Origin of the sequence: Pseudonocardia sp. KRD291 (assembly GCF_019263595.1) — a bacterium.
GTDB lineage: Bacteria > Actinomycetota > Actinomycetes > Mycobacteriales > Pseudonocardiaceae > Pseudonocardia.
Genome location: NZ_JADQDD010000292.1, coordinates 1 through 7542, shown reverse-complemented (window position 1 = coordinate 7542; position 7542 = coordinate 1). Strand labels below are relative to the sequence as shown.

The following is a 7542-nucleotide window of genomic DNA, read 5'->3' as shown; positions in this document are numbered from 1 at the left end:
CCCGAGCCGGTCCCGGGTGCATCCCCGCCGGCCACTGCCCCGTCCACTGACGCTGCCCCGGCCACATCCGAGCCGGGCCGGAACTCGGTGCCGGCGAACGCCGCCGGTCCCGAGGCTCCTGCCGGGCGGGCGCGCGGCGCGGCCGTGCCACTCGCCCCGCCGCCGGTACGCAAGCTGGCCCGGGACACCGGCGTCGACCTGCACGCACTGACCGGGTCCGGGCCGAACGGGCGGATCACCCGCGCCGACGTCCAGGCCGCGGCCACCGCCGTCTCCGCCGCGTCTGCCGTGTCCACCGCGTCCGCCGGGGTGGACGGGAGCGTCCCCGCCGCGCCTCCGGCCGGTACGGCGGCCACTCCCCCGCGTCCCCCGTCCGTCGGGGGCACCCGGCGGGAGCCGATCCGCGGCGTCCGCAAGGCGACCGCCGCGGCGATGGTGTCCAGCGCGTTCACCGCGCCGCACGTCACCGAGTTCCTGGCCGTCGACGTCACCGAGACGATGGCCCTGCGGGAGCGGATGCGCGCCCGGCGCGACTTCGCCGATGTGAAGCTGACGCCGCTGGCGTTCGTCGCGAAGGCGGTCTGCCTGGCCGCGACGCGCACCCCCGAGGTCAACGCGACCTGGGACGAGCCGGCCGGCGAGATCGTCTTCCACGACCGGGTGCAGCTCGGGATCGCCGCGGCGACCCCGCGCGGGCTGATCGTGCCGAAGGTCCGCGACGCCGACCTGCTCGGCCTGCGCGAGATGGCGGCCGCGCTGGGCGCGCTCACCGAGACCGCGCGGAGCGGGCGCACACCCCCGGCGGACCTGGTCGGGGGCACGTTCACGATCACCAACGTCGGTGTGTTCGGCGTGGACACCGGGACCCCGATCATCAACCCGGGCGAGGCGGCGATCCTGGCCGTCGGTGCGATCAAGCCGACGCCCTGGGTGGTGGACGGGGAGCTGGCGGTCCGGACGGTCTGTCAGCTGGCGCTCTCGTTCGACCACCGGCTCGTCGACGGCGAGCAGGGGTCGCGGTTCCTGGCCGACGTCGGGGCGCTGCTGCAGGACCCGGGCGTCGCCTTCACCTGGTAGCGCGCGGTCTGCGGAGCGGCGCACCTGAACGGAGCAGCAGTTCAGGGCGTGGAGCGGGAGCGAATCCGGACACCCGTGCGTTATAGGGGTATGCGGATCGTCCTGCTCTACGTCCTGATCGAGGCAGCCGCGCTCATCGCGCTCGGCTCGTGGATCGGTCTCGGCCCGACGCTGCTCGTCCTGCTGGCCGGCTCCGTGCTGGGCCTGCTGCTCGCCCGCCGAGAGGGCATGCGGGCCGCGCAGGCGCTGGCCACGGCCGTGCAGCGGGGCCGGCTCGCGCATGCCGAGGCCACCGACGGGCTGCTGGTCGCCCTGGGCGGGGTGCTGCTGTTCCTCCCGGGCCTGGTCACCGACGTGCTCGGGCTCGCGCTGGTCTTCCCGCCGACGCGGGCGCTGGCCCGTCGCCGGCTGGTGAACGCGGCCGAGCGGGCCGCTCCGGACCTGCGCACCGCGCGGATCCGTCAGGGCGTGACGATCGTGGAGGGCGAGACCGTCCCCGGCCCCGACTTCGGGCGGCCGTCCCGTCCGGCGGTGCACGGCGGACCGGTCATCGACGGCGAGGTCGTCGAGCCCGGCGAGCGCCGCGGCTGACCCGACGCCGCTGGTCCGACGCGGCTGGTCCGACGCGGCTGGCCGGTCGCGGTCGAGGGTCCGTCACGCGCGCGGCGCTGTTGCCGGACCCGGCCGGAGCCCGAGGTTCACCAGGCGGCGCGGGCCCCGCTCAGCAGCGCGCGCAGCCCGTCCAGGCGGCGTCGGCGGCGGGAGACCGGTCGCATCCGCAACGTCGAGTGATGGCGGGATGCGGACACACGGTGACGTCCCCGTCGATAGCTCACGGCGGTCCTCCTTCGTTTCCGTTACCCGGTCGCTGCTCTGAACGAGTGTCTCTGTCCAGGAGCGGACAGACCAGTGCTTCCCGACCGGTCCACCGCATCGTGATGAAGGCGGCGGGTTCTGCGCCGTTCGGGTCACACGCCGTGGGCTGATCCACGATCGAGCAGGTTGCGGGCCGGGCCGGCGAGCCGTTCGGTGCCCGTTCGCCGACTACGGACAGTCGCAACAGATGTACGACGACGGGCGGGATGTCCGTTTCCCGGGCGACGGAACCCCGGCTTTCAGGACTCGGTCGCGGTCAGCGCCCAGGTGGTGGTGCACCGCGCGGTGACCCGCACCGGCTCCGGCTCCAGGCCGAGGTCCTGGACCTCCGGCTCGCGCGCGGGGGCGCTCATCGCGCGCATCGCCGTCGGCGCCCCGGCCCCGGAGTCGGTCAGACGGCGCAACTCACCGAGCCGCATCCCGAGCGCGTCGGCGTAGCCCTCGGCCCGCTCCCGGGCGTCGGCGACGGCGTGGCCGCGGGCCGACCGCGCGGCGGGTGACGGGTCCGCCAACGTCCAGTGCGGGCCGTCCACCTGGGTCGGCTCCGAGTGCAGCAGCGCGGCGAGCACCTTCTCCAGCACGGTCAGATCCGTGATCGTCAGCGCGATCCGTTCACCGGCCCGGCAGCCGCGCTCGCGCTTGCCGCGCCACTCCGTGCGCACCCACAGCCGCCGGCTCCGCACGGCGACCCCGGGCCCGGCCAGCACGTCGGCGGCCGCGGCGACCCGCGTGCCCAGCTCGGCGACGGCCGTCGACCGGTCCGGGCCGACGGCCTCGTAGGACAGGGTCAGCTCGGCTCGGTCGGCGAGCTGCTCGTGGTGGCCCTCGCCCTCGGTCACGATCTCGGGTTCGTCCGGCACCACCGCAGCCAAGCAGAGAGCAGCCGGCCCTCAGCGGCGCGGGTCGTGGCCGCCCGGCCTGTTCCGTCCGGAGGGCAGGCTCTCGCCCCGGCCCGGCGGCCACGTCCCGGCGGTGTTGCTGTTGCCGGGCCACCCGGCGGTGTTGCTGTTGCCGGGCGACCCGGCGGTGCCGTTGTTGCCGGGCCACCCGGCGGTGTCGCCGGGCCGTCCGGAGGCGGGGCCACGGCTTCCGGAGGCGGGGCCGGCGGGGCTTCCGGCGGGTTGTGGATCCGGTCGCCGGTTCTGCCCCGTCACCGGTAGGGAGGGGCGGTGTCGCCCGGCCGGCGGCGGGACCGAGGGATCGCCCGGTACACCCCGCTGGACCCCGGCGCCGGTGAGAGCACGGACCACCATCTGGGCGTACCGGGCCGCGTCGGGCTTCTCGCTGCTGAACACCGTTCCGAGGTAGCCGAGCAGGAAGCCGACCGGCACCGAGACCAGCCCCGGGTTGCTCAGCGGGAAGACCGCGAAGTCCAGGCCGGGCAGCATCGATTCCGGCGTACCGGACACGGCGGGCGAGAAGGTGATCAGCAGAAGCGTGACGCTGAGGCCACCGTAGATGCTCCACACCGCGCCGGAGGTGGTGAAACGCTTCCAGAACAGCGAGTACAGCAGGGTCGGCAGGTTCGCCGATGCGGCCATCGCGAAGGTCAGTGCGGCCAGGAACGCGATGTTCTGCCCGTTGGCCAGGATCCCGCCCGCGATGCCGACCACGCCGATCACGACGGTGGTGCGGCGAGCGACCCGGACCTCCTCCTCGGCGGTGGCCCGTCCGTTGCGGATCAGCCGGGCGTAGACGTCGTGCGCGAAGGCCGCGGCCGCGGTGATCATGAGCCCGGCGACGACCGCGAGGATCGTCGCGAACGCCACGGCCGAGACCAGGGCGAGCAGCACCGGTCCGCCGATCTGCAGGGCCAGCAGCGGCGCCGCCGAGTTCACCCCGCCGGGCGCGGACAGGATGGCCTCCGGCCCCACCAGCGCGGTGGCGCCGTAGCCGAGGACGAGCACCAGCAGGAAGAACGCGCCGATCAGCCAGATCGCCCACACCACCGACTTCCGGGCCTGGCGGGCGTCGGGCACGGTGTAGAAGCGCATCAGGATGTGCGGCAGGCCGGCCACCCCGAGTACGCCGCCCAGTGCCAGCGACACCAGGTCCAGGTTCGCGGTGAGACTCCCGCCGTAGAGCAGGCCGGGTTGCAGGACCGCCTCGCCGCGCGGATGGTTCTGCACCGCCTCCGTGAGCAGGGTGGGCAGGCTCAGCCCGGACTTGCCCAGCACGAACGCCGCCATCGCCAGTCCGGTCGCGAGCAGCAGGCAGGCCTTCACGATCTGGATCGAGGTCGCCCCCGACATGCCGCCGAGCAGCACGTAGCCGATCACGACCGCGCCGACCGCGGCGATGACGGCCGACTGCCCGGCCCGGTCGGTGATGTTCAGCAGCAGCGCGATCAGGCCACCGGCACCGGCGAGCTGACCGAGCAGGTACAGCGTGGAGATCACGACCGCCGACGTCGCCGCGGCCGCGCGCACCGGACGCTGCCGCAGCCGGTGCCCGAGGACGTCGGCCATCGTGTACCGGCCGGTGTTGCGCAGCAGTTCGGCGACGAAGAACAGCGCCACCAGCCAGGCCACGAACGCCACCACCGCGTAGATGTACCCGTCCGGGCCGGCGACGGCGACCGCCCCGACGATGCCCAGGAACGTCGCGGCGGAGAGGAAGTCACCGGAGAGGGCGAGCCCGTTCTCCGGCCCGGTGAAGCCGCCGCCCGCGGTGTAGTAGTCCGACGCCGACGACGTGGACCGCCGGCGGGCACGCAGCACCAGGACGAGGGCGAGGAGCAGGAACGCGGTGAAGACCGCGATGTTCAGCAGCGGTTCGCCGGGGGCTGTTTCCGCGGCGGCGAGTCTCGCGGTCATCACGGACGACCTCCCTCGAGCCGTTCGCGGACCCGGTCGGCGAGCGGGTCGAGCCGGCGGCCCGCGTACCGGACGTAGGCCAGCGTGATCGCGAACGTCGAGACGAACTGGCCGACGGCCAGGACCAGCACCAGCGTGAGGTCGCCGAGCACCTTCGCGCCCAGCAGCTCCGGGGCCCACGCGGTGAGCGCGATGAAGCAGAAGAACCACGCCATGAACCCGGCCGTCGCCGGCAGCAGGAACCGCAGCTGGCGGCGTCGGAGCTCGACGAAATCCGGGCTCTGCGCCGCGGCGACCCAGACATCGCGGCCGGGACCCGCCATGTCCGGCGGACTCGGTGCGAACACGGGGTAGGGCCTCGAAACGGACGGCTGACTCATACTCTCCGTAACGGGGCGGTCGCGGAACAGTTACGACATACGTCATTTCACTACCCCCGCACGTCGACGTCGCACCCCGTGTTACAGAACCGGCTCCCGCTGTAGCCCGGATCGGTGAGGATCGGACGTCGGGCGGCCGGGCGGCGCGTCGAACTCACTGGTCCGCCCGGGTGGACCTGCCCGACACGCCGAGGGCTCTATCGCGATCTCTACGGATCGTGCGAGATCGCCCGATACCGTCCGAGCCATGGATCCGGTGCGCAACCCGTTCGCCCCCGGCGCAGGTCAGCGCCCGCCCGAGCTGGCCGGGCGGGACCGGGAGGTGGACGCGTTCGAGATCGTCCTCGAACGCGTCGCCCGGGGGCGCCCGGAGCGGAGCCTGGTGCTGACCGGGCTGCGCGGGGTGGGCAAGACGGTGTTGCTCGGCGAGCTGCGGTCGATGGCGATGCACGCCGGGTGGGGCGCCGGCAAGATCGAGGCCCGCCCGGACGCGGACCTGCGCCGGCCGCTGTCCGCGGCGCTGCACCGGGCGATCCGGGATCTGGCCCTGCGCCACCGCGCGCCGGAACGCGTCGACGAGGTGCTCGGCGTGCTCAAGGCGTTCGCGCTGCGCTCGGCGCCGGACGGGGCGAAGCTGCGCGAGCGCTGGCAGCCCGGCATCGACGTGCCGGTCAAGAACGGCCGCGCCGACTCCGGGGACATCGAGATCGACCTGGTCGAGCTGTTCACCGAGGTCGCGTCGCTGGCCGCGGACGTCGGTTCGGGCATCGCGCTGTTGATCGACGAGATGCAGGACCTGCGCCCGGACGACGTGTCCGCGATGTGCGCGGCGTGTCACGAACTGTCCCAGTCGCGCGCGCCGCTGGTCGTGGTCGGCGCCGGGCTGCCGCACCTGCCGGCGGTGCTCTCGGCGTCGAAGTCCTACTCGGAGCGGCTGTTCACCTACTCCCGGATCGACCGGCTCGACCGCAAGGACGCCGACTTCGCACTGCTCGCGCCGGCCGAGCGGGAGGACGCGACGTTCGACCAGGACGCGCTCGACGTCCTCTACGAACGTTCCGGCGGCTACCCGTACTTCATCCAGGCCTACGGCAAGGCCGCCTGGGACGCGGCGCCGACGAACCCGATCGGGGCCACCGATGTCGCGATGGCCGCACCGGAGGCCGAGGCCGAGCTCGCCGTGGGGTTCTTCGGGTCCCGGTTCGAGCGGGCGACCCCGGCCGAGCGCGAGTACCTGCGCGCGATGGCCGAGCTGACCGACGGCCAGGACGAGCCGGTGGTGACCGCCGCGGTCGCGGAGCATCTCGAGCGCAAGGCGTCCTCGCTCTCGCCCGCGCGGGACAGCCTGCTGAAGAAGGGCCTGGTGTTCTCGGCCCAGCGCGGACAGATCGCGTTCACCGTCCCGCACTTCGGCCGGTACCTGCTGGCGCATGCCTGACGGACCGCTCCGTACGGGTGAAACGCGAGGGCCTGTCGTCCAGCGGTAACACCGGGGACGCGAGGAGCGAAAACCAGGTGAGCCCCGTGGTACGGCCGGACCCCCGACCTGGTCGTGCCACGGGGCTTTCCCACGTCCGGGTATCGCTGGGCGCTTCGTGGCGGGGAGCGACGACGTCGTAGCATCTGCCCGGTGCCGGACCCCAAACTGCAGATCGAGATGCTGCACGACCGCGTCATGATCAAGGTTGAGAACGGGGACGGCGAACGGCGCAGCTCGGCGGGAATCGTGATCCCGGCAACCGCGCAGGTCGCCAGACGTCTGGTGTGGGGGGAGGTCGCCGGGGTGGGGCAGAACGTCCGCACGGTGAAGTTCGGCGACCGCGTCCTCCTGGCACCGGACGACCAGTACGAGGTCGAGGTCCAGGGGTCGGCGTACCTGGTGATGCGCGAGCGGGATCTGCACGCGGTCGCCTCGGAACGCACCGAACACGGGACCGGGCTCTACCTCTGAGCACGCCGGATCCCGGCGATGTTGACGGCTGTGCGGAAAGGAAGTCCGACCCCATGCCCGAGCGGCAGCCCTCGTCCGGCGAGGCGACCGAGCAGCAGGTGACCACCCCGGTGGCGCCGGACGACGGTGCTCCGTCCTCCGCTCCGGCTCGCCCGTCCCCCGGCCCGCGACCCGCGGCCGACGCCGAGCGGACCGCCGCCGAGCAGGACGGCGCCACACCGGACCCCGCCACTCCGGACGCGGCCACCTCGAACGCCGCTACCCCGAACGCGGCCGCACCGAACGCCGCTAACCCGAACGCAGCGGCCCGCAACGACGACGGCGCGACCGGTTCGCCGGCGGACGCTCCGACCGTCGCCTCCGCCGTTCCGGCCGCGGAACCGGCCGCCACGTCCGGCGCCGGGTCGCCGACGCCCTCGACGGACGCGCACGACGGCGCCAC

6 protein-coding genes and 2 pseudogenes are annotated in these 7542 nt (G+C 73.7%); 5 read left to right on the top strand and 3 right to left on the bottom strand.

What is annotated here, in order from left to right; translation table 11 throughout:
• Positions 1-1077, top strand: a 1077-nt coding sequence (locus tag I4I78_RS27445; protein WP_218614399.1) for a dihydrolipoamide acetyltransferase family protein, incomplete at its 5' end; no start/stop codon positions are given.
• A 90-nt stretch (positions 1078-1167) separates the two neighbouring features.
• The gene (locus tag I4I78_RS27440; RefSeq protein WP_218614398.1) at positions 1168-1668 is read left to right on the top strand and encodes an FxsA family protein; all 501 of its coding nucleotides are present in this window, start codon (positions 1168-1170) and stop codon (positions 1666-1668) included.
• Between the two features lie 524 nt (positions 1669-2192).
• Here the strand turns inward: I4I78_RS27440 and I4I78_RS27435 are convergent.
• The 3 genes and pseudogenes from I4I78_RS27435 to I4I78_RS27425 all read right to left on the bottom strand — a co-directional run bounded on the left by I4I78_RS27435 (position 2193) and on the right by I4I78_RS27425 (position 5092).
• The gene (locus I4I78_RS27435; RefSeq protein ID WP_218614397.1) at positions 2193-2813 is read right to left on the bottom strand and encodes an SIMPL domain-containing protein; all 621 of its coding nucleotides are present in this window, start codon (positions 2811-2813) and stop codon (positions 2193-2195) included.
• 348 nt (positions 2814-3161) lie between these two features.
• Positions 3162-4769 (bottom strand): annotated as a pseudogene (locus I4I78_RS27430) (cation acetate symporter); the annotation flags it as partial.
• Complete coding sequence (locus tag I4I78_RS27425; RefSeq protein ID WP_218614395.1) at positions 4769-5092, bottom strand: DUF485 domain-containing protein; 324 nt, start codon at positions 5090-5092, stop codon at positions 4769-4771. The pseudogene I4I78_RS27430 and the gene I4I78_RS27425, both read right to left, overlap by 1 nt.
• Positions 5093-5396: 304 nt before the next feature.
• Here I4I78_RS27425 and I4I78_RS27420 point away from each other — a divergent pair, with 304 nt between their 5' ends.
• The 3 genes and pseudogenes from I4I78_RS27420 to I4I78_RS27410 all read left to right on the top strand — a co-directional run.
• The gene (locus tag I4I78_RS27420; protein ID WP_218614394.1) at positions 5397-6587 is read left to right on the top strand and encodes an ATP-binding protein; all 1191 of its coding nucleotides are present in this window, start codon (positions 5397-5399) and stop codon (positions 6585-6587) included.
• A 192-nt stretch (positions 6588-6779) separates the two neighbouring features.
• Positions 6780-7100: a co-chaperone GroES gene (locus tag I4I78_RS27415; protein ID WP_308252391.1), complete on the top strand. Its 321-nt coding sequence runs from the start codon at positions 6780-6782 to the stop codon at positions 7098-7100.
• 53 nt (positions 7101-7153) lie between these two features.
• Positions 7154-7542: pseudogene (locus I4I78_RS27410) on the top strand (hypothetical protein); the annotation flags it as partial.